The organism is Paenibacillus amylolyticus (assembly GCF_001570725.1).
Taxonomy (GTDB): domain Bacteria; phylum Bacillota; class Bacilli; order Paenibacillales; family Paenibacillaceae; genus Paenibacillus; species Paenibacillus amylolyticus_A.
The window spans coordinates 2,872,552-2,894,464 of the sequence record NZ_BCNV01000001.1 but is presented as its reverse complement, the minus strand read 5'-3'; the positions used below and the strand labels follow the sequence as shown (position 1 = coordinate 2,894,464).

The window sequence follows — 21,913 nt, the reverse complement described above, 5'->3', positions numbered from 1 at the left end:
TTCAATCACCTCGAATTATTCAGGATGGGTATATCCACTATCTATTGCCATGTCTCAGTGAGACACGGCGGGTCCACCATGATCCGTACCATCCTTGGTCACACGCAGAACAGCCGCAGCGCCTTTGGCTACATGGTTGAACTGATGGGTTACAATCGCATAATCGCCTTCTTCGGTCACAGTGAACTCTACAACAGCTCCACCACTTGCGGGAAGCATAACCGTCTGTATTCCATACTGGATGTTGCGTGGATTCCCGTCGGTATACACACGGTCCATAAGGGTACCCACAACGTGGAAGGATGAGACTTCATTGGGTCCGGCATTACTGACATAAATCCGAACCGTATCTCCTATTTTGGCTAACAGGGGATGTTTTACTAATCCATAATCATTGCCGTTAAATACGACATAATCCGGTTCCCCGTTCAAAAAAGCTTCGTAATCATGCTCTTTATACCATTCACTCTGAACAAGGGTATACTCACGATCAACCAAGTGGTCGGAGGGGTATCCTGTTTTGGATTCAACAATAATCATGCCGTACATACCGTTAGCGATATGGGCAAGAACCGGTTTGGTTCCGCAGTGATACATGAATACACCGGGTGAGGAGGTGGGATAGGTGAACGTGCCTTCCTCGCCTGGCATAACATCAATAAATTTGCTGCTGGGAGCAGCATGTACAGCATGAAAATCCATGGAGTGAGGCAAGCTGGAATCTTTATTTTTTAACGTGAACACCAAGGTATCTCCCTCCGTCACACGAAGTACCGGTCCGGGGACGGTACCATTAAATGTCCAAGCGTTGTAGATCACGCCTTCGGAAATTTCAATATTCGTAACCTGAGCCGTCATTTCAATATATACCGTAGTCCCTTCTCTACGAATGATCGGGTCCACCGGAGGTTGACTGACTGCAGAGGAGGGGGATACTTCATTGTGGTGAACTGGTTTAACCGTATCAGTTGTACTACAGTGAGAGAGAGTTGCTGTAAATATGGCGAATACAAGTGACCATTTATATACATTCATTAAGGAAAACATAGGGACACAACCTTTACTCAAGTGATGTTTTTCACAAACTAAAAAGTAGGTAATCTTTCATTTCAGTAGTTATTTAGTTATAGATTACGTTATTGAGGAGGAGACGGGTGTGATGAGGCACACACTTGGGTATGTCGTATTAGAGACATTTTCAATAATCTGCCTGCAATTCTTGTGCTGAGGAACGGAGTTTCATATAATTTTAGAGAGATGAATTGGTAAATGTTGCGTATTTTCATGCTGTATGTGTCGTAGTTTCAGGAGAGGGGCGGATGGGGTATGAAACGTTTTGAAGATGAAGGTGCGTATAAGTATAGTTTCTATTCGGTGCTTCGACGGGGAGAGCGGATTGATGTGAAATGTCCCAAATGCGGTGGTCACGCTTCGATTGAACAACAGAAAGATCAACTGGGATGGAAGTGTTACGAATGTTACGCTCAAGCTTTTGAAGAACCAGTATATCAATATAAAGCCAAGGGGAATTGCGCTGTATGTGAACGCTGGTTTAACGTGGAAGTCACAGACGAGAAGAAGACGTCTCACCGATCAACGCATGTGGAATGTCCACATTGTAGTTCTATTAATCAGGTTGAATTACATGCCAAGTCGACATATCAAAGATATTTTCCCGAGATTCGTGCAGGAAAAGATCCTGTATTCGGGCTGGAATTATACTTCATGGATGATTTCAGGGGAAAAATCATATGGGCTGTGAATCGGGAGCACCTGAATTATCTCATCGCTTATGTTTCCGCAGATCTGCGTGTAAAACATGGAAATATGCCTATAAGAACGGCGTCACACAGTATCCCGGCTTATATCAAGGATGCGAAGAACAGGGATGTGGTTGTGCGTACACTGTCAAAGCTTCAGCACAAGACTGGATGAGAATGAAATTGAAGATGAAGCCTTAAAGCCGCAAGGAGAGAAGATATGAAACTACGCGTGAAACTTACTATTTTTGCAGTCATTCTGGGTATGTTGATGATTCCGGCTTATTTTATTTTACAGGCATTTGGTGTATTTCAAAAAGAGACCGTATTATCTGACTATGCTCTCGCCGTTGATGTTAATGGGAAGTCTTATGAAGCCTGGCCGCTGATTAACAGTTTTGCAGCGATGGACAAAGAGGAAGATAACCGTCAGTTTTATTACCGGATTGATATGAATCACATCCAATACCTGTTTAATCTGGCCTATCAGGAGTATGATGTGAAGCCCGGCGGGGACAATCCGTATCTAGCTGGTACAGTAAATTATCAACGCACAGATCACAACTATGTGCAGACCGAGAGACAGTATGAGAACGCCAATGATTTCACAACGGTTTTGAATCTCTATGATCAGGATGGGCAGGTGATCTACACCTACAATAACACCGGCAAGGGAGATAAACAGCTGGTAGAATCCATTATTCATCAGGGGATGAGCCGTTCTACGAATGGTGGTGGGGGTGAAGCCGTGCGCGATCCATATATCAATATTACGGCGTTATTTCGCGACAAGCTAAACATCGATGTGAAACTGACGGTGGATGAGGAACACAAAGTGGTTACCATTCGAATGAACAAATCGGAGGCGAGATGATGAACGAGTATGGTGTGCAACACGGACCTGCGTATCTGGAAGGATTAATAAGGAAGGAAGAGGACATAAAGTCCGATGAAGTGGAGTGGAAAGGCAAACTTCAAATGAGCGATGGTCATAATAAATTCCATATTTTTTATTATGGTGACTTAACGGAAGATGATCTGATTACTTGGCATGATTCGACACCGCTTCTTGTATATGCGGAGCATACCGTCACGGGTGAACGCTATCTGCTCATTGATGCCGCCAAGCACGGATATGATGCCATGTTATGTGAGACCTATTCGGAAGAAGCACTGAATGACAGACCCCTTCGTCCTTATCTGGACGTTGAAGGAGAGGATATTTTTGAGGTCGAGTTGACGGCCTATTACAATGTGCCTTGGGATGATGAGTTTGGCGAAGAAGTAGATGAGCGTGGTACGTATGAACTGATCACGGGAGAACGCATGCATTTTGATCAGGTCAAGCGTGATGGATATGATGCCTATGCCATTCGTATTCTGAATCGTAAAGGGATATGGACTGACATTGTACAGGAAGAACTGGCTTAGATCTGTAAACCAATGAATCAAACTGAGATGGGAGATGTGAACAAATGTATATCGTATCCCGTGCACTTAAGCCGGTTCCAGCAGAGGAACTGGATCACTTTGAACAACAGCACGCCATCTCGCTACCTTCGTCATACCGTACCTGGATTGAACAATACGGAGAAGGTACATATACGGGCTGGATGAATGTGCAGAGACCGGACCCGGAAGTGCTGAAGCCTTTTGTTGAATATGATTTTTGGATACATACGGACGATTCGCCCATAAGTCAGCATCAACTTGAGCAATGCATCACAATTGGCAGTTCTGTGGATGGAGATTTTCTTGCTGTTCATTCGGAAGTAGAGGGACTGTTGTGGCTACCACGCCATGATGAGCATATTACCTTGTGGACGTGCTCGGAGACTGAATTTGGCGAAACGCTAAACCGGATCTATTGCGGGTATTACCGTCAGGATAAACCGATATCTCCACTATACTACGAACCGTGGAATGAGCTACGGAAGCATACGTTTTATCACTTTACGGGGACGGAACAGGGAAGCTCCATGAAGGAACTCGCGGATACGTGCAAGACGGAATTTAAGTGGGACGCTGTGTTGGAGAATGAGTACATGTGCAAGCTGTTTATGGCGTCGATGGGAGGATATTTACGATTTAACTATGCAACTGGGAGAGAAGTTGCCCTGTTCTATGAAGAAAAGAATGGTGCGGAGGAGGCGACGGATAACGAAATCAGTCTGTTTTTGCAAGCACATCATTGTACGACATATGAATAGGGGCAGAGTGGAGGACAACATATGAGTTGGTTAAAGAAAGACATCGCTGAACAATGGCGCAATGAGGGCAAGCGTTATGCAAGGGATGTCAATGCATTTGTACGGAGAGGCATGCAGGGAGAGCAGCCAGATGAATCCGAGCTGGAGGGAGACTCCAGAAGTGGTATGAGTACTAAGGTTTTACATATGGTGAGACAGGCCAATCTCCAAGGTGACTTGGAGATGCTCCGACGTGAGCTGCCAGCATCGACGTGGCCATTGAGCGAGGCGTTTCAGGCTTCCATGCAGGCGGTCAAAGTTGTAGGTTATCTGAACGAAGAGACGTGTGTATGCAATACGGGTATCTTCACGGAGAATGGTCAGATATATACGATGGATCAGCACGGATGGCAGTTGATTTCTTCGTATACTTTTGCAGGTTGCTCATCAGATGGATTGGACTATGCGCTTGCAGGACCGGAAGGTATTCGTGTTATCCGTCAGCCTGATCGCAAGCTGGAAGGACAGGAGATAGCGACATATCGTTGGGAGGATATTCAATCCCGGATACAGTCTTCCTTACCTCGGATTGAATCACTTGCGGACTGTGAGCATCCCGAACGGACACTTGAAGGACTTATACCTATGGACGAAGGCAGAGCACTACTTATACTTTCACGATACGGGATATATCTGGTAACGCAAGCTGAGGTGACCTTACTTCATCCCGATCTGGCAGAGATCGAAGAATATGAGCTAGAGGATACACAGATAGATATGGGACATGCAGCTGTATCACGGGATGGTCGATGGATTGCCTATGGCAGCCAAGGGAGCAATCATATGGTGATGGGCCGTCATCTGAGCAAGACATACTCCCTATATCCGGAATCAAGCTATCCTCATTATGCAGCATTCACCAGTGATAACCAGACCGTCTGGTTTAACGCATGTCATTTCTATAATGGAGCCACAATACAGGTCGCGCTGGGGTCAATTGCCGGTAACGAAACGAAGGAAAATTGGCCAGTGATGGATGAGAATGCACGAGTGTATGCAGCGGTGGAAATAGAGGCGGGCATGGTGCTTGGGGATGCATATGGTTATCTGTATTGTGTGAATGGCAAGGGTGAGGAAGTATGGCGTCATTTTGTAGGCAGTACGATCTATTCTCTCGCTGTATCCCCTGAGCAGTCCAAACTTGCAGTTGGCACATATGGTGGCATGCTGCATGTGCTCGATCTTCGTTCCAAAGAAATGGACGAGTACGGGATCGGTACAGGCACTCTTCGTGAGCTTGAGCGATATGTGTTGTGGCGTGGAGAAGAGCCTCTACGCTGGTGAGGTAGCATTTTGACCTAGTTAGGGGTGAAGGAATGAAAAGTGAAGAGGCAGTAATGTTATTAAAATGTCATGCTTTTTCCTATGATGATCTGAGTCATCCTAAGATGGAGAACGGTTTTATTGGCAGTCTGCGTCCTTTCCGTGGACATTTGATTGAGGAGAATTTCCATGAGTTGATGGAGATATTGCGGGTTCTGGCACCAGAACTTGCACGGCCTTCACTTGATCGGGAAGTCATGGCATGTCTATGGGGAATCACTCACATGGCACGTGCTTGGGCTGTTGAACCTGAGGGTATGCTTCGCAGCAACAACCTCATTTCGGATGAACAGGTGGCGTTGATGGAACAATGGCTTAATTTGTTATCTTATGCAGTCATGATTCTGATTGAAGGCGGCGGAGAGCAAGAAGCATTTTGGGAATATCATCAATATGTGCAAGAAGAGAAGGGCTGAGATAGGGAGGTGTGGTGAGCGTGGAGCGGAATGTATCATTAAACGTGCTAATGGACGAGATGAACCACTTGTTAGATGAGAGAATACAGGATCAAGAGATTCGGCAATTGTTCGAAGAATATCAACAACGGGAAGGTGCATCCGAGGAAAGTCTGGATCTATTCGAAAAGGAGTATGGCGTCCGGCTGCCTGACGATTTTCGTACCTTTTACCAACGCAAAGACGGCAGTAGCTACGGGTTGCATGTGCTGTACCCGGGTGATTCCGAGGGTGGACGTTGTACCCCTTTTTATCTGATGTCATTGGAAGAGATTCGAGAGACCAAACAATACTTCTGTGAAGTAGATGAGAAGCTCGAAGCGTATTATTCTGCGGAGGAGATTAAGCAATTGGACCCGGAGATCAAACCATACCTGTTTCATAAATCATGGATTCCTTTTGCAACGATTGCGGGAGGTTCCCTCTATCTGATGCTCGATTTTGATCCAACGGCGGAAGGCACGTATGGGCAGATTATTATGTACGTACACGATCCGGACTTTGTTTATTACCTCACACCTACCTTTACAGATCTGCTCAGCATGTCGAACCGTAATCTGAAGATGATGGATGAGATCACATATTAAATACTGCACGATCAGACATTAGATTTTAATAATAAAGAAGCTGCCGAAGCAGCTCCTTCATTTGATCTGAACCTGGACTTTGGATAAGTCTAATGAGTACGATTACCACTGAAAGAAGCGATGTCCGTGAAATCCTCCGCCTGGAGGACCTCCGTGCCCACCTGGGCCACCCGGACCGCCAGGTCCACCTCCGTGAGGTCCGCCGGGATAGCCACCTCCAGGGAAAGAACCATGGTGCCCACCGGGATAGCCACCGCCGGGATAACCGCCTCCTGGATATCCACCATGCCACCAAGGACCACCGATTGGAAATGGCAGTGGAAAAGGAACAATGGGCGGGTATGGATAGGGATATGGATAAGGGTACGGTGGAGGTGGTGGATAATAAGGGTAAGGATAACCCGCAGGTTGCGGGGATGACACTGAACCAGGGCCGTATGCCATGTAACAAGCCTCCAATGACTGGATTGATGATATCAGCCTATGCCACAGTGGTTTCAGGTGATACAGCAGATTGAAGATTAATGAATATAGAGTAATGAGGGGGAACCTATGGTAGCCATAGCTTTTCACACCGATCCAAGAGGAACTGCCTATGAACTGTTGATTGACGAATTGATCGAGAAGACAGATCGTTTCATGCTAGTTGACAGGAAGTATGCTGAAGAAGCTAGACCTGAAAGAGTTGCCAAAGTGTTACAGAGACTCGAGCCGTATCTGATTGAAAACAGTACGATGGAAGAAATGATGATGCAAAGTGGTGCCATGTACTCAGAGGGGATCTACTACATATACCGTTGCACACCGGAATCAGGGCAGATCCTTAAGGAGGAAGCCAACCGCTTTCATGACTGGTGTTATCCCTCAATGCCAGATGATCTTTGTTTTTTGAACGAGGATGGAAGTGACTACTTCTACACTGTTGCTCATGAGAATATGTATGGGATGCATATTACACAAGAAGAAGCAATTGAGCTAATGGAGCGAATCACTGGGTTGTTCTTTAGATTAGATCGACATCAGGACATTCATCGCTTACTGGACGATGCGATCAGACATCAGGCGGATGTGCTGAATATTAGTTCACATTACTTGAAAGAGATTCCGGAACGTATTCGGGAATTAAAGCACTTGAAACGTTTGACGATTTTTGAGCAGGATGTTTATACGCTTCCTCCAGCCCTTTTTGAACTGACATCATTGGAAGAATTGGAGATTATGACGGCGGATTTGGAAGGTATTCACCAAGACATTAGAAAATTGAAACAACTTCGAGAGCTTAGAATTTATTGTGGCAGTTCATATCATGTTCCGACTGGGTGGAAGCCGAAGGAAAAGTCGGACCTTGGTCTGAAGCATATTCCTGCCGAGATTGGTGAATTGAGTGAACTCGTAAATCTTGATATAGGGTACTCGGGTATTCGTGAACTTCCGCCTGAACTGGAGCAACTGAAGAAGCTGCGTTATTTGAGTGTAACTAATGGTTTAATCGAGGGAACGCCGGACATGGTGAAGCGAATGACCTGGCTTCTGGGTGTGAATCTGAACAGTACTCCATTGGGAATTAGTTTGCAGCACATCTTGAGCGAGGAAGAATCTTAATATCAAATGAGCCCTGCTCGGGATGTCCGAGTCAGGGATATTTGTCATGCGCAGCAAACATAGCGGAAATGGGCTCACGCATGTGGGCACTGGGCATAAGCTGGGCATATAGGTTATGACCTAAACCGAGAGCGAAGGGCAGGCGTTTTATTTTGGCAACCTCAACCATGGATTACACTTTACCAACCACCGAATTTACTTACGATTTGAGCAATAATCCGTTATTTAAGAAGGATGAGAATAACTATATTAACTCCCTTTCCATCAAACAGTTAAACACACTGGGTAATACGTCTTTATTGGATATTTTCCTCAGCACAGGCAATGTAGTTGAGCCACATACGCATCCGAATGCAACCGAGTTGGTTTACTGCATCAGTGGTTCGGCAGTTGTGTCCCTCATCAATCCGTTTACCAACGAGTTGCTTCATTTCCCGATTACTCCAGGGCAAGTAGCTAATGTACCTCAAGGCTGGTGGCACTATGAAGTGGCTACTGTGGATCATACGCACTTACTCGCGATCTTTGATGCTCCTGTTCCTGAAGCGATATTTGGCTCAGACACATTACGTCTTACACCTGCAAAACTTCTGGCTTATACGTACTGTCTGGATGAGAAAAAAGTGCAAGAAGCGCTGGCTCCCATTCAAAAAACAGTGATTATTGGCCCACCGGCAGATTGCCAGCCTTCAACTGCTCCTGCCTCTAACAGTGCTCCAAATGTGAATCACCAGCCTTACGTAATGCCTAATGTACAACCCAATGTACAGCCAAACATGCAACCAAACACACAACCCAATGTACAACCAAACATGCAGCCCAACACACAGCCAAATATGCAACCAAACATGCAACCTTACGTGAACCGTCTTCCGTACTGGGGCACTTGGGTTGATCCACGAATTATTCATGAGCCGGGCTGTCCGTATTATAGAGAGCTTCCTGTGAATACGATTAATCAAGAGGAAAAATGACGAATGAAGGCCTAGTGGCAAGGTCTCTCTAATACACGCTAGTATTTCAGTTGAATTAGGTATAGAAAAAGAAGCGTCCGCAACGGAACGCTTCTTTTTTATTCATTTACGATGTGTAATTTCGTCCCAAACCAATTTCCGTTAATAATTGACGATAGGCAATCGAAGTACGATCCGCGGGAATATGGGCCTCGGCATGCAGATCAAGGGGGAGATCCTCCGGTTTCTGTGACTCGACCATCTCGCGGTCTTCTTCGAATACTTGCAAGTTGAACTTGATCGTGTCTTCAATCGGAGCATCTTTATCGAAGTTGCGTGTGATTGGACAGAATAGACGTGTATAACGTGCAGAGATCGGCGAAGCACAATTCAGAATATTTAGCTTGTCGTCTCCAGGGAAATGTACCGTCAGAGAAGCCGCAAAGGGTGGGAACACCCGAAACTCGCGCAACCATTGGAAACCTTCAGGTGCAACGAGATCTTGCCCTTTGCCGTAGTTGCTCACCGTACTCCAATACTCAGCTAACAACTCATTCCCCTCGCGTTTCACTTTGTATTGAGGGACTTCTGTGTTGTTTCGGTCACCAAACGTTTCGGTATGCACATAGGCAAAATGAGATACATCCAGGAATCCCTCCATTTGTCTTCCAGAGGAACCAGCAATATCAAAGTTGGGTATTAAAATATTGATATAATCCGGATCATCCCATCCAGGGAAGGATGGAATCTGTTCTTCCGTTCCCGCCAGTGAAGTCCATATTAAGCCATAACGTTCGACTGCCGGGTACACAATGAGTTTGAGCTTAGGTGAGATTTTGGAGCTTGGGTGCGCAGGTACTGCGGTACATTTTCCTTCACAATTGTAACGGAAACCGTGATAAGGACAGACAATCTCGCCATTTTCTACCCAACCTTTGCTAAGTGGAGCCCCGCGGTGAAAACAAAGATCCTTGGCTACCACAACCTGATCATTACTGCGATAAAGAACCAGCTTCACATCGAGCAATTGAGCAGCCAGTGGTTTGTCGGTTACTTCAGTTGCTTGGGCTACCGGGTACCAATATTGGGATAATACATGCCAGTCTTCAGCGGTGAACGTACAGCCTCTAGGCAATTCGGATGTCACATTACGGTTTGCGTTGGAAGTTATCATATGAAACACTCCTTGCTGATATGAATAAACGATTTTCTTTTTAATGTTAGAAAAGTTAACTTGATTAGCCGTATGTTACTACTCTTTTGGTCGATGTATCAATATATCCAACCTACTTTTGGTTAAAATCACAAACAGCTCAGTTAAAACCGTACATGGATACGGAAAATCCGGATTTTTCTTACGTCAGATGTTAATAGTGAAAATTTCGGAAAGAATGTCACAGATCCCTGCGGTCGTTTGTCTTCAGTATGTAGACCAAATGACGGAGGAGAATGAGAAATGAATTTAAGAACGAACTACAGAGCAGTGAGTCCAGGTGCTTTTAAAGCGATGATGGCGATGGAGCAATATATATCCGGGCAATTTGAGGATAAAGTGTTATACGAGTTGTTGAAAATCCGTGTGTCCCAGATCAATGGCTGTGCCTTTTGTCTCGATATGCATGCCAAAGATCTGATGAAACTGGGAGATTACGCGGATCATATTCTTTTGCTAAGTGTGTGGCGTGAAGTGCCTTTCTTCACGGATCAAGAACGTGTTATGCTGGAGCTGGCTGAAGCGGTGACTCGAATCTCGGAACACGGTGTACCACTTACGTTGTACGATAAGGTTCGTGAACATTTCAGTGAATCCGAACTGGTGGATCTGATCCTGGCCATTAACACGATTAACAACTGGAACCGGATTGCGATTACAACAGGGATGTATCCGGGCTGCTTTAACTAAAACTACATGCACCATGCCAGAGGAGGCCATTCTCATGAATTCCAATCTCCACGCCAATGAGCCAGAAGTGTCTTCTCTGGATGTTGGTGAGCTGTATATTCGTTATAAAAAATATGCATTTTCAATAGCTTACCGCATGCTCGGCAGTGTGGTAGAAGCTGAAGATATTGTACAGGATTGCTTTGCGGGGATTCAGAGTACGTCTGCTCAAGATATTCGTAACCCCAAGTCCTACATCGCCAGACTGATTGTGAACCGAAGCTTGAACCTGCTAAATTCTGCCCGTAATCAGCGGGAAAGTTATGTTGGTGAGTGGCTGCCAGAGCCGATGGGGGACAGTGACGTGGGGAACATGCCAGAGGAAACGATGCAGAAAAAAGAGCTTATCTCCTACGCCTATCTGGTCATGTTGGAGCGTCTATCGCCCATGGAACGGGCTGTTTTTGTCCTTCGTGAAGCGTTCCAATATGATTATTCCGAAATAGCGGATTGGCTGGGCAAAACGGAGAGTAACTGCCGTCAAATCTTTAGCCGCGCCAGACGAAATCTCCCCGAAAGGCTTCCGCCGATCGAGCAGAGTGATGCGGATATGATTGCCAAAGGTGAATTGCTGAGCCGCTTTACAACGGCATTCCTTCGTTATGACGTCTCTGCCATGCTGGAGTTACTGGCAGATCAGCCTGTATTTACAGCAGATGGCGGTGGTGTTGTGCATACGGTTATGAGAACAATGAACGTTCACAGAGGTGTGCTTGCACTCCTGACCTCACGGCGAGTCCTTACGCGATTGCGTGAAAGAGAATGGGTGCCCATGTGGATCAATGGTGAGCTTCAACTTGCGTTGATGAAAGAAGGGCAATTGTCCGAAGTACTCTGTTTGGAGTTGGACGCTTCTGGAGAGCGGATTGAGGGCGTGTATCTCGTCGTAAATCCGAACAAACTTACATCAATAGACACTTCAATTCTTTGATCCAAACGTAAGGACTTGATATGTAAACTTCAAAGCGGCACCCTCTGTCAGGAGGATTGCCGCTTTTTTTCATTCACATTTTGTTATCCAGCACTCAATTACTCCGGGGCAAATTGTTGTTGAACAGTTTCGATGATTGCTCTGACTTCAGGTGTAAGCTCATCATTGTTCTGATTGAGGACCAGCAAAATCTTTTCCATGGTATCCAGAAGAACACTCTCCGTATTAGGCTCCCGCTTAGCCAAAGCTTTCTCGTAAGCCTTTTTCACCTCAGGGTCTATGGTGCGGATTTCTTCGTCGTCCGTGTACCAATCATATGCAGGCGTGTTGTCACTTCCGTAAAACAGGTAATCCACCGATATCCACTGCTTCACTGCTGATGTACGATTGGAATTCGGGAAGTTGTTCAAAAAGGCTTCTTTCTCCAATGCACGCTGGATTAATTCGTTCCAAGGGATGATAATGCCACCATCTGAAGTTGTCATTTGGTTGGACTCGGTAGTCATAATATCAATGTATGCAGCAATATCAGCCTTAACAAAAGGTTTGAACTTTTGGTATATCTCATAATTAATGATGGGGTAATACAAGCCTTCACTGGTTTCCAGTTTGAACCCGAGATCAGATGCTTCCTGCAGAAGCTTCTTCACTGCCGGATCTTTAATTTCTTTGAGCAGACGACTATATGTAAGCTTCTGTTCGTAACCAAGTTGTTCATGGGCTTGAGATACGGCCTGTTGAAACTGTTCTGTATACATTCGGTGATCCATATCAGCCAGCTTCACGTTCTGCATATTCTCCAATTGCAGGGTCATTAATGTTGCCTGCCAAGGACCGACTTTGTCGATATGATTCATCAAGTATTTACGTGCTTTAATCAGACTTTCTGTGGACTTCACTGCTTCTGTTCGATAGGTTTGGAATTGATGATACACCGCTTTGGAAGCGGGAACAGGTGCGGCCAGTGTTGTTGAGGTCGTCAGTGTTGAGCCAATGGCAGTACAGCCGAGAGCCATAGCCAGTAAACCAAGTTTAGCAGGTTGCTTCCATTTCATTCGTATACCTCCCCATAATGAAGAAAAAGCCATTTGAATTCTCGTATAGCGGTATTTTACCGCATTCTATATGTATGATCGGTAAGTTGAATATGTACGGGTTTGTCTTTGATTAAACCAGTTTCTGGTAACCGAATCAAGGGTCTTCAGCAGGAAAATGATTATAAATAACCAAAAAACAGTCCCTAAAACCCGTATGGGTTGAAGAGACTGTTCTGGGGAAGCGGATTTTATTTTATAAGTTAATGAAGTGGTTTATTGCTGATAGGCATCTGAGGTGCTCCGGTTGCTGGAATATATGCCTGAAGCATCTGTTGTGTATCACTTGGCGTGAGTTGAGGTACTTGATAATAGGCGTTTTTATTCTGGAACATGAAAATTTCATAGGCCATCTCGATAAAATGCTGGATCTGCGAAGCGATAACCCGACGAACCGTTCCATTTGTGATCTCGCTACAGGACATGCCGAGCAGACTCGCATGTGACTTGATCAGTCCCAGCATATGACCGCTAATCCCGGCATCCTTTACATCAGATAAGCTCTGGTTTGGCTTTTTCGGTGCCGAGGGCTTAAGGCCATATACCGGTGGTACGATGTTGGGGATCATATAGGTTGCCGTTTCTTGATGAGGCTTCTGTCCGGAGGCAAAACACTCTGCTGTCAGATTGTATTGGGATAAAATGAAATCGTACTGCCGGTCCAAAATGCCAATCAGTTCCTGACTCTGCACGAATGTACGAAAGATCATATATTGATCCAGCACGTTAATGGTGGAGGACAGAATCTCATGCACATCGAACATCTCATGACCGCCATGATTTATGTTAGGAGTAACATTTGGATTTGCATTCAAAGTGGGTTGTACTAAATTTTGAGGGTGCATCGAATTCGGATTCATTGTAAATTTGATTCTCCTTTGGTAAATGGTATGATTCTAGTATGCTTGGAGAGTAGTAAAATTATGTAATATGGTTAGGAGTATACGCACAAATAGGAATATGCATGGTGGTGGTTAAAGATGGAAGAGACTGATTGGGGTGTAGCAAAGGATTTGTTCGTCAAACATTACGGGAGCGCTATACAGATGCATCGAGAAGGCGTGTATTCGGACTATAAGCGATGGGACGTACCCCAAGAGTTAGAGGAACAATGGATAGGGGAGCGGATTCAACAATTAAGTTCCGAGCTGTCTATTATGAATTGGGATGCGGTGGACGAACTTGCGTTGATTGCCAAACATCGGACAGAACCCAGTATTATTACGGCAATTACAGCATTTGCTTCGAGACAATTGAAGAGTGCGGACAGTATGGTTCGTCTTGTGTATGCTGAGCGACTGATTGAGCTGATTAAACGATATGAATCCTCTCTGCCGATGGACAAGTTACGGGAAACCTATCAATTGACGATGGACTTGCTGGTTGATGTGGCGACTAAACCGTTGGTTCTTGATCCAGGCCATGAATTACAGCAGTATGGATTAAAGGATAAACGTGGATTGAATTTGCGTGTGGAAAAGAATAAGGAAGAAATCATCCGATATTTTCGAAATTAAATGAATTTTATCAAGTGAGGTCAGAATCATTGAGAAAACTGAATTATATTCGCATATTTATTTTCCTTAGTGTGGTTACTGTAGTAACGCTTGGGTTGTACTATGTAGCCGCAGATTGGCTGGATCAGCGTTATTTCCGCTTCCTGATCTGGAATCTGTTCTTGGGCTGGATTCCTTTTGTGTTCTCTTATGCAGCCTATCTTCTAAGTGGTGTGAAATGGAAAGGTGCTGCATGGCTTGCAGTCGCAAGTGGACTGCTGTGGTTGTTATTTTTCCCGAACTCTTCCTACATCGTTACGGACTTGGTTCATCTGACAGCGAGAAGTTCCCGGTATTATGGTGGGAATGGAGTGGACTACACGTATTGGTACGACTTGAGTGTTGTATTAATGTTTGTCTGGACTGGGCTCCTACTTGGATTCCTATCGATGTATCAGCTTCAGGAAGTGATCTATCACCGAATTGGACGCTTCGCATCCTGGATCTTTGTACTCGCAGGCTGTGCTTTGGGAAGTTACGGGGTATTGCTTGGACGCGTATATCGATTGAATAGCTGGGATGCACTGACGAATCGCGAGACGCTGATTGAGCTGATGCACGAAAGTGTAAGTCGACCGTCTCTTGCTTTTTGCCTGTTTTTTGGCATGTTTATTACTAAAATCTATGCCACATTGTATTATCTGATTAATACGAGGGCTCCCCGTGAAACGAAGAAGAGTGCAGGAAGTCCTGAGGCGGACCTGCAAGCGTTGCGCTAATTCATGGTGTTTAGAAGGCATGCAGCCAGATAGACTTAAGGTAAAACGATTGGAACAAGTGATTGAACGGCGGTTGAGCATGTTTTGTATAACTTAATCTTAAGTCGTATGAAGAAGGGTTATTTCCTTTTATGAGGGAGTAACCCTTCTTTTTACGAAAATGTGGCAGGTATGCAGGATATGACGAAGAATTAAAAATGAGAGTATTAAGAATACATAGACAAGTAGGTGAATATTAAAATGTTGAATGTATTAGAGCTGACAACAAAAGTAGAAGAAGTCATGGAACGTGTGAATTTTTCGGGTGTTGTATTACTCCAGCAAGCCGGTGAACCCCTTTTGAATATGAAACGTGGTTATGCGAATCGTAGCGAAGAGCTTGCCAATCAGGTGGATACACGCTTCGGAATTGCATCAGGATGTAAGATCTTCACGGCAGTGAGTATATGCCAACTAATTGAAGCGGGTAAGTTATCTGCTGATTCCAAGCTGAACGAAGTGTTAGATGTGGAGTTTCCACTGTGGGACAAAGGAATTACCATTCATCAGTTGTTAACACACACGTCAGGTATTCCAGATTATTTTGATGAAGATGTGATGGAAGACTTTTCAGCATTGTGGAAAGAGAGACCCGTTTACGCGATGAGGCGATTAAGTGACTTTCTGTCCATGTTTCAGGATATGCCAATGAAGTCTGCTCCGGGTGAACGTTTTCATTACAATAATGCGGGTTTCATTGTGCTAGGGCTTATCGTGGAACAGCATTCAGGACTGTCGTTTACAGATTATGTGGAAGAGCACATTTTCAAACGGTGTGGCATGAAGGACTCCGGTTATTTCGTAACAGATCAGCTTCCACGCAACACAGCTTTAGGCTATATCGATCATGAAGACGGCTCCTGGAACACCAATATGTTCTCCATTCCTGTCAAAGGTGGATCAGATGGCGGGGCCTATGTTACGGCACTGGATATGATTCGATTTTGGGATGCTTTGCTGGGTCACCAATTGTTGAATGCAGAGACGACACAGCAGTTATTAACTCCACATGTCCATCAAGAGGATGAAGAGTACTATGGGCAGGGTATCTGGATTGACCGCAAGGGGGAAGACATTTTCAAATTTCATGTTATGGGGTTCGATCCAGGGGTGTCGTTCATGTCTTCCGTGTATCCGGACTATGATCTGCAACTGGTTGTGATCTCTAATCAAGAGTCTGGTCCGTATCCAATAACGATTGCCATCGAAGAAGCTTTGGCATGACGAATAAACCCCAGCTTATGGGCTGGTTAATGCCTACATAAGGTTGGGGGTTCATTGGTCGGACAGGATAGAAGGACAGCCTGCGTTTATAACATTTTCCATAGCTCAGGGGCGATTAAACGAGGGAAAACATCCAGCGGAGGTTTCTCTTTCTTTCGTTTGTCATTGGTTAACACCGTAACAAGTTCCAGCTCTGGGACAATGTATACATACTGACCACCAAACCCTCGTGCGTAGTAATAATGGAGATTGGGTCTGTCGTTTTCAGCATCAATATCTTCGGAGTGTGACCTTTCGTTGGGATAGACATCCACCCACCAATGCCAAGCATAACTACCGTGATTCGGTGGAGTGACTGTAATGAAAGGCTGCGTAGAACGGGTGACGAGATCACTTGAAATGAGAGACTGCCCTTCCCACATCCCTTGTTGTAGAAAGAGTTGACCGAATTTCAGCAGATCTACGGGTAACATCTTAAGGCCAAATCCGCCAGTATGAACACCTTGTGGGTCACTTTCCCATTCATAATCCTTGATTCCTAGCGGGCCAAAAAGAAAACGTTCTGCGAACTCGGCTACGTTCATACCTACATTTTGCATCAGGATGGCGGATAGGACCTGCGAGACTCCTGAGTTGTACTCCATATATGTACCCGGTTCATGACTTAACCGTTGTTCCAACGCAAAATCCACCCAATGATCGGTGCGGGTCATGCGAGGGAATGAATTCTGCCCGCCGAACTCGTCCCAGTTGAACCCAGCTGTCATGGTGAGCAGTTGTTCCAGTGTGATCGCTGGTTTGCGCGGGTCAGGATCGGATGTCAACTGCGGGAAAAAGGTGGAGATTGGGGTAGATGCCGCAGGCAAAATTCCCTTATCCATCGCTATACAGATGAGTGCGGACAACACACTCTTGGTACATGAATTTATTTTTGTAATATCAGTCGCAGCCTCGCGGTTGCGGTAGTGTTCGTACATAACCTCACCGCGTATGCTGACGAGGCAGCTTCGCAGATCCAGCGGTGGAATGATCTGTTGTAACTTGGATGACAGTGATGAAGGATTCATAGTGTCCTTTCTGTACGGTTGATTTGTTATAGGAACTTGAGGAAATAGGTGTCCATATCGTAGCATACTCCCGAGGTAGGGCTCAACAAGCGTAATTGATTAGTGTTAAAACTTAGCTTGTAAAAACTGCTAGGTACATAACGTAAGTAGTATATTTCAGAAGTAAGGGTGATGTATCTATGCTTCAACAGTTACTGACTTATTTTAAAGCAAATCCTGAATTTTCAATCGTTACCACTATTGTTTGCACAGCTATTATCTGGCTTTATAAAGTGTTTAAAGTCATGATTGAAAGAGATAATCAAAATAAACTGGCCAAGATTCAGAAGCATATGGACTCATACATTAAAGTCGAGGCTGCCATAGCGAGTGTTCAGGCTCAACCTGCCAATACAGGGATACTACAGAACCTGTACGATAAATTGGGAGAGTGTAGCTCTTACTTTTCAGAAGATATGAGACAATTGATAAGAGATTTCTATCTTAGACGTAATATTGAGATTTTAGGAACGATTATGATTCTGATACAAGTTGAGTTAAATAAGCTGGACAGGCAAAGAAATAAGGTAGAGTCTCATGAAGTTTCCGGCGACGCAATGGATTTTATTCTTCGATTATATAGACCAATGAACCCAATTCTAATTGTGTTCTTCATCATTTTTGTTGTGTTATGGTTCGTTATACGCGCATCGCTAGAAAATAACATGTGGGATAGATTTTTTATAGGGACTACCTTTATAACAACTTCGCTTAGTGCTACATTTTTATTTGCGGTTATTGTGTTGTGGATAGACGGTGAATTGGTTATCAGGGAGAAACGAGATTCGTTACTCAAACTGAGTATGATTCTATCTCCTCTTATAATATTTCTAGACTATCGATTATCGGTTATATCATTACTTATTCAGATTATGGCAGGTATACTGGTAGCTAGGAGTATGAAAAAAAGACTTATCGTTGTGTAGAAGTAAGTAAATGAAAGGAGGATATACCTTTGTTCAAAATCGGAAATCAAGGATCGTTTGAAACGCTTCCTAATCATGCCAGGGCAATATATGAGGGAGATACCGATGCTGTAGAAGGATTCATTAAACAGGGCATGGATCTCGAAGAAGAGATTACGCTCAGTAAATATATAGCCTTAACGCCACTCGACCTTGCCTTAATCTGTAATCTACCGGAAGTGGTTAAGTTGTTGGTAGAGCATGGAGTTAATCTGAATGTCAAAAATAATCCGGCGATTCTTAAGGCAGTTAGATATTGTGGAGAAGAAATGGTGCGATACCTGTACCAGCAAGGTGCTAAGTTAAATGGACTTAATCGGGTTAAATCTAGTGCATATGATGAAGCCTACTATGGTAACAAAAAGAATATAACCGTGCTGAATGAACTGGGATTGGATATTCGGAAATATGGAGGCAAAACGTTACGCAAAGCGGTAGCTGATCACGATATGAAGACAGTCCAGTATTTGCTGGATGAAGGGGTAGACGTCAATTACAATGAACCAGATATGGTATATCCGTACAAAGCCACACCTCTCACGGTAGCTGCACGACTTCATAACATGAAGATAATTCGATATCTGGTGGACCAAGGAGCAGATGTGACCGTTCAGGAGAAGGATGGAGAGCGGGCGTACACAATTGCAGTGAGTCAGAAAAATGAAGAGATGGCCGAATATCTAAAGGGGCTTGAACCTCAAGAATTTCATGATCTAAGCAACAAATTACATGTATTGAAATCGTATAAACTACCCCAGCAGCTTATTGATTTTCTAACCGGCACTCATAGAAGAATGGACTTGCCCGATAATGAATCAGGCATTCGATATATAGAATTCTTTCATCTGATTGACACCGTGGAGATGAAAATGGGTAGACAGAAGCTGCTGCGTATATCCTCGGACGTCGATCAATACTCACATATTCTGATTGTCTGGAATCCGAGCAAAAAAATGATTGGATATGCAGATATTGAACATCAAGAACATGGAACGATAGCTACCTTTGAAGAGTTCATAGCAGATCCGGTTTCAGCTATAGAGAGTTTCCTGAACTGAATCCTGAACTTAATGGATTGTTCACGAAATTTTTATTAACCTCTTTCCTATTAACATATGGAAGAGGTTTTTTACCATTATGAATATGCTAATATAGGAAAAATATCATATGAAAAATGAACTATGTTAGTGCGTAATAAGGTTAGAAATGGTAAAATATCAATGGCTAAACATGGAATAAATAGATGAGAGATAATCAAATATAGGAAATAGTGTAGAATCAGTGTTTTAGCAAAAGAACTTCTATGCAAATTATAGTAATCTAATACTGAATTGAGGAATTGAACATGGCGATTATTGACGTAATTAAGTATGATGGCTCACCTGATGTGTTTGCTTGGAAACATCCTGAGACTGAACTGGGAACATGGACCCAGTTAATTGTGAATCAATCTCAACAAGCAATTCTTTTCAAGGATGGAAGAGCACTTGATATGTTTGGACCCGGAAGACATACGCTTAGTACTGCGAATATCCCGATCTTGAACCGACTCGTTAACCTTCCGTTCGGAGGAAAATCACCTTTTGCAGCAGAAGTATGGTATGTCAATCAAGTAAGCGCATTGGACGTTAAATGGGGAACGGCGAATCCGATTCAGATCCAGGATCCCAAGTATAATATTATTGTTCCTGTAAGAACATTTGGACAAATGGGAATTAAAATTTCGGATTCACGAAAATTTTTGGTCAAGCTTGTGGGAACACTGCCTGAGTTTAACCAAGTTAATATGATTAATTACTTCCGTGGGCTAATTATCATGAATATTAATTCGATGTTGTCATCCTATCTAATACATAGAAAAGTAAGCGTTTTGGAGATCAATGCCTATATCGCCGAGATATCACGACATTTTGCAGATACGATAGCTTCTACTTTTGAAGAATTTGGTATTGAGTTAATCAACCTGTATATTCACAATGTCAATCTGCCCGAAGAAGATCCTTCAGTCATTCGATTAAGAGAAGCCTTGGCACGCAAAGCTGAGATGGATATCATTGGGTACACATATCAGCAAGAACGTTCGTTTGATACGCTTGAAGGTGCAGCGAAGAATGAAGGAAGCATGCAGTCAGACATCATGGGTGCAGGGCTTGGTATGGGCATGGGGGTTGGTCTGGGTGGTTCTTTCAGTAGCGAGATGTCCCAGATGTCTAAAGTGATGTCTACGAAGGAAACACCTGCAGTAAGTATATGTAAGCAGTGCCATCATGCAAACCAGGATAACAGCTCTTTTTGCAGCAAATGTGGCAATTCATTAACCGAAAAATCCGCTGTAACAACAGATTGCAACAATTGTGGACATGCTTTGCCAAAGGGAACCAAATTCTGTCCTAACTGTGGTGACAAATACCATGCGTGTCCATCCTGTGGAGCGGATAATGCTGAGGACGCATTGGAATGTATTCAATGTCATCAACCGATGCCTAGCCCATGCCCTAACTGTAACCATATGAATTCCGGTCATACAAAATTCTGTGGCAACTGTGGCACAAGTTTAAGCTTGAAATGCAGTCGGTGCCAACATGAAGTAAAACCCGGCCAGAAGTTCTGTCTTGATTGCGGAAACAATCTGCAAGAAGGAGGACAGGCATAGTGATGGTAAAACGCAGCAATCTCCTGATTTTGGATGTCGTCTATCTAATATGCATGCTCGTATCGACAATCGTTTCTTTTACTTTGTTTAATCATGCGCTACTATCGTTGTCTTTTTGGATGAATCTCGTGGCTTCTTATGTCGCCATTACGGCTATTTGGATCTACGCACGGTTCATCATGCAAAATATGGATCGGTTTAAACGGTTTGTTCCGGGTTACACAGCGTTAGGTGTAGTATTGGTTATTTATCTAATTTGTGTGATGATCTATACGATGTTAACAGGTTCAGCAGATCATGCGCTTCGCTGGTTCGTATTGTTACATACGGTAACGATTGCGATCGCCACTATTTTGTGTGGAATCATTATGATCTACATTCACAGTGTGCGAAGTCATGAAGCAAATGAACAGACTAAAATCGAAAATTTACATTTAATCGAAAAAGCGTTACAGCAATTGCTTCACACCATGATGCAACATCCCGTTCTAACTGTGGAAGAGGAACGGAAAACCGTTCAATCATTAATTGAACTGGTGAAGTACAGTGACCCAATCACACCGAATTCCCTTGAGAAAAATGACCGCCAGATCTTGATGGACATTGAATTGATGAACAGTGAACTTGCAAATCAGTATGAAGCAGGGGAATTGGTAAATAGTGAACGTTTTGCTTCGCAACTTTCCCAGTTAAGGTTCCGTTTGAAAGAGCGCAATCAACAGATCATGACAAGCAAATCATAAATTGCAGGAGGA

General features: G+C 44.0%; 24 protein-coding genes. 18 read left to right on the top strand and 6 right to left on the bottom strand.

Features of this window, described 5'->3' with window-relative positions; all coding sequences use genetic code 11:
* Window positions 1–54: 54 nt before the first annotated feature.
* Window positions 55–1,035 carry a multicopper oxidase domain-containing protein gene (locus tag PAHA3_RS12815; RefSeq protein ID WP_235599436.1) on the bottom strand — a complete coding sequence of 327 codons (981 nt, stop codon included), beginning with the start codon at window positions 1,033–1,035 and terminating at the stop codon, window positions 55–57.
* 291 nt (window positions 1,036–1,326) lie between these two features.
* Between PAHA3_RS12815 and PAHA3_RS12810 the strand changes: the two genes are divergently transcribed.
* Genes PAHA3_RS12810 through PAHA3_RS12780 form a run of 7 tightly spaced genes read left to right on the top strand, consistent with a single transcriptional unit; the run spans window position 1,327 to window position 6,374 of the window.
* Window positions 1,327–1,935, top strand: a complete 609-nt coding sequence (locus PAHA3_RS12810; protein ID WP_062835085.1) for a hypothetical protein — start codon at window positions 1,327–1,329, stop codon at window positions 1,933–1,935.
* Window positions 1,936–1,980: 45 nt separating this feature from the next.
* Window positions 1,981–2,634 carry a hypothetical protein gene (locus PAHA3_RS12805; RefSeq protein ID WP_062835084.1) on the top strand — a complete coding sequence of 218 codons (654 nt, stop codon included), beginning with the start codon at window positions 1,981–1,983 and terminating at the stop codon, window positions 2,632–2,634.
* Complete coding sequence (locus PAHA3_RS12800) at window positions 2,634–3,191, top strand: hypothetical protein (protein WP_082762795.1); 558 nt, start codon at window positions 2,634–2,636, stop codon at window positions 3,189–3,191. The genes PAHA3_RS12805 and PAHA3_RS12800 overlap by 1 nt, the downstream gene beginning before the upstream one ends.
* A gap of 44 nt (window positions 3,192–3,235) precedes the next feature.
* Entirely contained in the window at window positions 3,236–3,970 is a 735-nt protein-coding gene (locus PAHA3_RS12795; RefSeq protein ID WP_062835082.1) for an SMI1/KNR4 family protein, read from the top strand.
* Between the two features lie 21 nt (window positions 3,971–3,991).
* On the top strand, window positions 3,992–5,293 hold the full coding sequence (locus tag PAHA3_RS12790) for a hypothetical protein (RefSeq protein ID WP_062835081.1): 1,302 nt from the start codon (window positions 3,992–3,994) through the stop codon (window positions 5,291–5,293).
* Between the two features lie 32 nt (window positions 5,294–5,325).
* On the top strand, window positions 5,326–5,748 hold the full coding sequence (locus PAHA3_RS12785; RefSeq protein ID WP_062835080.1) for a hypothetical protein: 423 nt from the start codon (window positions 5,326–5,328) through the stop codon (window positions 5,746–5,748).
* A 20-nt stretch (window positions 5,749–5,768) separates the two neighbouring features.
* Window positions 5,769–6,374: an SMI1/KNR4 family protein gene (locus PAHA3_RS12780; RefSeq protein ID WP_235599435.1), complete on the top strand. Its 606-nt coding sequence runs from the start codon at window positions 5,769–5,771 to the stop codon at window positions 6,372–6,374.
* 102 nt (window positions 6,375–6,476) lie between these two features.
* Here PAHA3_RS12780 and PAHA3_RS30720 read toward each other — a convergent pair whose 3' ends face one another.
* Window positions 6,477–6,818 (bottom strand): hypothetical protein, encoded by a 342-nt coding sequence (locus PAHA3_RS30720; RefSeq protein WP_082762794.1) that lies wholly within the window; start codon window positions 6,816–6,818, stop codon window positions 6,477–6,479.
* Between the two features lie 108 nt (window positions 6,819–6,926).
* Here PAHA3_RS30720 and PAHA3_RS12765 point away from each other — a divergent pair, with 108 nt between their 5' ends.
* Together PAHA3_RS12765 and PAHA3_RS12760 are read left to right on the top strand one after the other, a co-directional pair.
* Window positions 6,927–7,976: a leucine-rich repeat domain-containing protein gene (locus PAHA3_RS12765; protein WP_062835077.1), complete on the top strand. Its 1,050-nt coding sequence runs from the start codon at window positions 6,927–6,929 to the stop codon at window positions 7,974–7,976.
* 152 nt (window positions 7,977–8,128) lie between these two features.
* Window positions 8,129–8,950 (top strand): cupin domain-containing protein, encoded by an 822-nt coding sequence (locus PAHA3_RS12760; protein WP_062835076.1) that lies wholly within the window; start codon window positions 8,129–8,131, stop codon window positions 8,948–8,950.
* A gap of 106 nt (window positions 8,951–9,056) precedes the next feature.
* Here the strand turns inward: PAHA3_RS12760 and PAHA3_RS12755 are convergent, their stop codons facing one another.
* Window positions 9,057–10,103 (bottom strand): aromatic ring-hydroxylating oxygenase subunit alpha, encoded by a 1,047-nt coding sequence (locus tag PAHA3_RS12755; protein ID WP_062835075.1) that lies wholly within the window; start codon window positions 10,101–10,103, stop codon window positions 9,057–9,059.
* Window positions 10,104–10,385: 282 nt separating this feature from the next.
* Between PAHA3_RS12755 and PAHA3_RS12750 the strand changes: the two genes are divergently transcribed.
* Both PAHA3_RS12750 and PAHA3_RS12745 read left to right on the top strand, forming a co-directional pair.
* Window positions 10,386–10,832, top strand: coding sequence for a carboxymuconolactone decarboxylase family protein (locus PAHA3_RS12750; RefSeq protein ID WP_062835074.1), 447 nt, complete (start codon window positions 10,386–10,388; stop codon window positions 10,830–10,832).
* Between the two features lie 34 nt (window positions 10,833–10,866).
* A complete protein-coding gene (locus PAHA3_RS12745) occupies window positions 10,867–11,802 on the top strand; it encodes a sigma-70 family RNA polymerase sigma factor (protein ID WP_062835073.1) in 936 nt (311 codons plus the stop codon).
* Window positions 11,803–11,900: 98 nt separating this feature from the next.
* Here PAHA3_RS12745 and PAHA3_RS12740 read toward each other — a convergent pair whose 3' ends face one another.
* Window positions 11,901–12,857 carry a hypothetical protein gene (locus tag PAHA3_RS12740; protein ID WP_062835072.1) on the bottom strand — a complete coding sequence of 319 codons (957 nt, stop codon included), beginning with the start codon at window positions 12,855–12,857 and terminating at the stop codon, window positions 11,901–11,903.
* Between the two features lie 242 nt (window positions 12,858–13,099).
* Window positions 13,100–13,741, bottom strand: coding sequence for a spore coat protein (locus tag PAHA3_RS12735; protein ID WP_062836090.1), 642 nt, complete (start codon window positions 13,739–13,741; stop codon window positions 13,100–13,102).
* Between the two features lie 135 nt (window positions 13,742–13,876).
* Here PAHA3_RS12735 and PAHA3_RS12730 point away from each other — a divergent pair, with 135 nt between their 5' ends.
* The 3 genes from PAHA3_RS12730 (at window position 13,877) to PAHA3_RS12720 (ending at window position 16,434) form a co-directional block, all read left to right on the top strand.
* Window positions 13,877–14,413 (top strand): hypothetical protein, encoded by a 537-nt coding sequence (locus tag PAHA3_RS12730; protein ID WP_062835071.1) that lies wholly within the window; start codon window positions 13,877–13,879, stop codon window positions 14,411–14,413.
* Window positions 14,414–14,442: 29 nt separating this feature from the next.
* Entirely contained in the window at window positions 14,443–15,171 is a 729-nt protein-coding gene (locus PAHA3_RS12725) for a DUF1361 domain-containing protein (protein WP_062835070.1), read from the top strand.
* A 240-nt stretch (window positions 15,172–15,411) separates the two neighbouring features.
* Window positions 15,412–16,434: a serine hydrolase domain-containing protein gene (locus tag PAHA3_RS12720; protein WP_062835069.1), complete on the top strand. Its 1,023-nt coding sequence runs from the start codon at window positions 15,412–15,414 to the stop codon at window positions 16,432–16,434.
* 86 nt (window positions 16,435–16,520) lie between these two features.
* On the opposite strand, the gene PAHA3_RS12715 is transcribed toward PAHA3_RS12720, so the two are convergent.
* Window positions 16,521–17,501 (bottom strand): serine hydrolase domain-containing protein, encoded by a 981-nt coding sequence (locus tag PAHA3_RS12715; RefSeq protein WP_062835068.1) that lies wholly within the window; start codon window positions 17,499–17,501, stop codon window positions 16,521–16,523.
* Between the two features lie 179 nt (window positions 17,502–17,680).
* Here PAHA3_RS12715 and PAHA3_RS12710 point away from each other — a divergent pair, with 179 nt between their 5' ends.
* The 4 genes from PAHA3_RS12710 to PAHA3_RS12695 all read left to right on the top strand — a co-directional run bounded on the left by PAHA3_RS12710 (window position 17,681) and on the right by PAHA3_RS12695 (window position 21,901).
* Window positions 17,681–18,466, top strand: coding sequence for a hypothetical protein (locus PAHA3_RS12710; protein ID WP_062835067.1), 786 nt, complete (start codon window positions 17,681–17,683; stop codon window positions 18,464–18,466).
* Window positions 18,467–18,495: 29 nt separating this feature from the next.
* Window positions 18,496–19,563, top strand: coding sequence for an ankyrin repeat domain-containing protein (locus PAHA3_RS12705; protein WP_062835066.1), 1,068 nt, complete (start codon window positions 18,496–18,498; stop codon window positions 19,561–19,563).
* Between the two features lie 287 nt (window positions 19,564–19,850).
* The gene (locus tag PAHA3_RS12700) at window positions 19,851–21,158 is read left to right on the top strand and encodes an SPFH domain-containing protein (RefSeq protein WP_062835065.1); all 1,308 of its coding nucleotides are present in this window, start codon (window positions 19,851–19,853) and stop codon (window positions 21,156–21,158) included.
* Complete coding sequence (locus PAHA3_RS12695) at window positions 21,158–21,901, top strand: hypothetical protein (RefSeq protein WP_153028212.1); 744 nt, start codon at window positions 21,158–21,160, stop codon at window positions 21,899–21,901. Before PAHA3_RS12700 ends, PAHA3_RS12695 begins: the two co-directional genes overlap by 1 nt.
* Window positions 21,902–21,913 lie beyond the last annotated feature (12 nt).

Excerpts from the sequence above, each read along its gene's own strand:
- PAHA3_RS12730 (WP_062835071.1), top strand. The coding sequence starts at position 13,877 with ATGGAAGAGACTGATTGGGGTGTAGCAAAGGATTTGTTCGTCAAACAT.
- PAHA3_RS12710 (WP_062835067.1), top strand. The coding sequence starts at position 17,681 with ATGCTTCAACAGTTACTGACTTATTTTAAAGCAAATCCTGAATTTTCA.
- PAHA3_RS12740 (WP_062835072.1), bottom strand. The coding sequence starts at position 12,857 with ATGAAATGGAAGCAACCTGCTAAACTTGGTTTACTGGCTATGGCTCTC.
- PAHA3_RS12805 (WP_062835084.1), top strand. The coding sequence starts at position 1,981 with ATGAAACTACGCGTGAAACTTACTATTTTTGCAGTCATTCTGGGTATG.
- PAHA3_RS12715 (WP_062835068.1), bottom strand. The coding sequence starts at position 17,501 with ATGAATCCTTCATCACTGTCATCCAAGTTACAACAGATCATTCCACCG.
- PAHA3_RS12815 (WP_235599436.1), bottom strand. The coding sequence starts at position 1,035 with ATGAATGTATATAAATGGTCACTTGTATTCGCCATATTTACAGCAACT.
- PAHA3_RS12800 (WP_082762795.1), top strand. The coding sequence starts at position 2,634 with ATGAACGAGTATGGTGTGCAACACGGACCTGCGTATCTGGAAGGATTA.
- PAHA3_RS12790 (WP_062835081.1), top strand. The coding sequence starts at position 3,992 with ATGAGTTGGTTAAAGAAAGACATCGCTGAACAATGGCGCAATGAGGGC.
- PAHA3_RS12755 (WP_062835075.1), bottom strand. The coding sequence starts at position 10,103 with ATGATAACTTCCAACGCAAACCGTAATGTGACATCCGAATTGCCTAGA.
- PAHA3_RS12795 (WP_062835082.1), top strand. The coding sequence starts at position 3,236 with ATGTATATCGTATCCCGTGCACTTAAGCCGGTTCCAGCAGAGGAACTG.
- PAHA3_RS12785 (WP_062835080.1), top strand. The coding sequence starts at position 5,326 with ATGAAAAGTGAAGAGGCAGTAATGTTATTAAAATGTCATGCTTTTTCC.
- PAHA3_RS12720 (WP_062835069.1), top strand. The coding sequence starts at position 15,412 with ATGTTGAATGTATTAGAGCTGACAACAAAAGTAGAAGAAGTCATGGAA.
- PAHA3_RS12700 (WP_062835065.1), top strand. The coding sequence starts at position 19,851 with ATGGCGATTATTGACGTAATTAAGTATGATGGCTCACCTGATGTGTTT.
- PAHA3_RS12810 (WP_062835085.1), top strand. The coding sequence starts at position 1,327 with ATGAAACGTTTTGAAGATGAAGGTGCGTATAAGTATAGTTTCTATTCG.
- PAHA3_RS12750 (WP_062835074.1), top strand. The coding sequence starts at position 10,386 with ATGAATTTAAGAACGAACTACAGAGCAGTGAGTCCAGGTGCTTTTAAA.
- PAHA3_RS12765 (WP_062835077.1), top strand. The coding sequence starts at position 6,927 with ATGGTAGCCATAGCTTTTCACACCGATCCAAGAGGAACTGCCTATGAA.
- PAHA3_RS30720 (WP_082762794.1), bottom strand. The coding sequence starts at position 6,818 with ATGGCATACGGCCCTGGTTCAGTGTCATCCCCGCAACCTGCGGGTTAT.
- PAHA3_RS12735 (WP_062836090.1), bottom strand. The coding sequence starts at position 13,741 with ATGCACCCTCAAAATTTAGTACAACCCACTTTGAATGCAAATCCAAAT.
- PAHA3_RS12745 (WP_062835073.1), top strand. The coding sequence starts at position 10,867 with ATGAATTCCAATCTCCACGCCAATGAGCCAGAAGTGTCTTCTCTGGAT.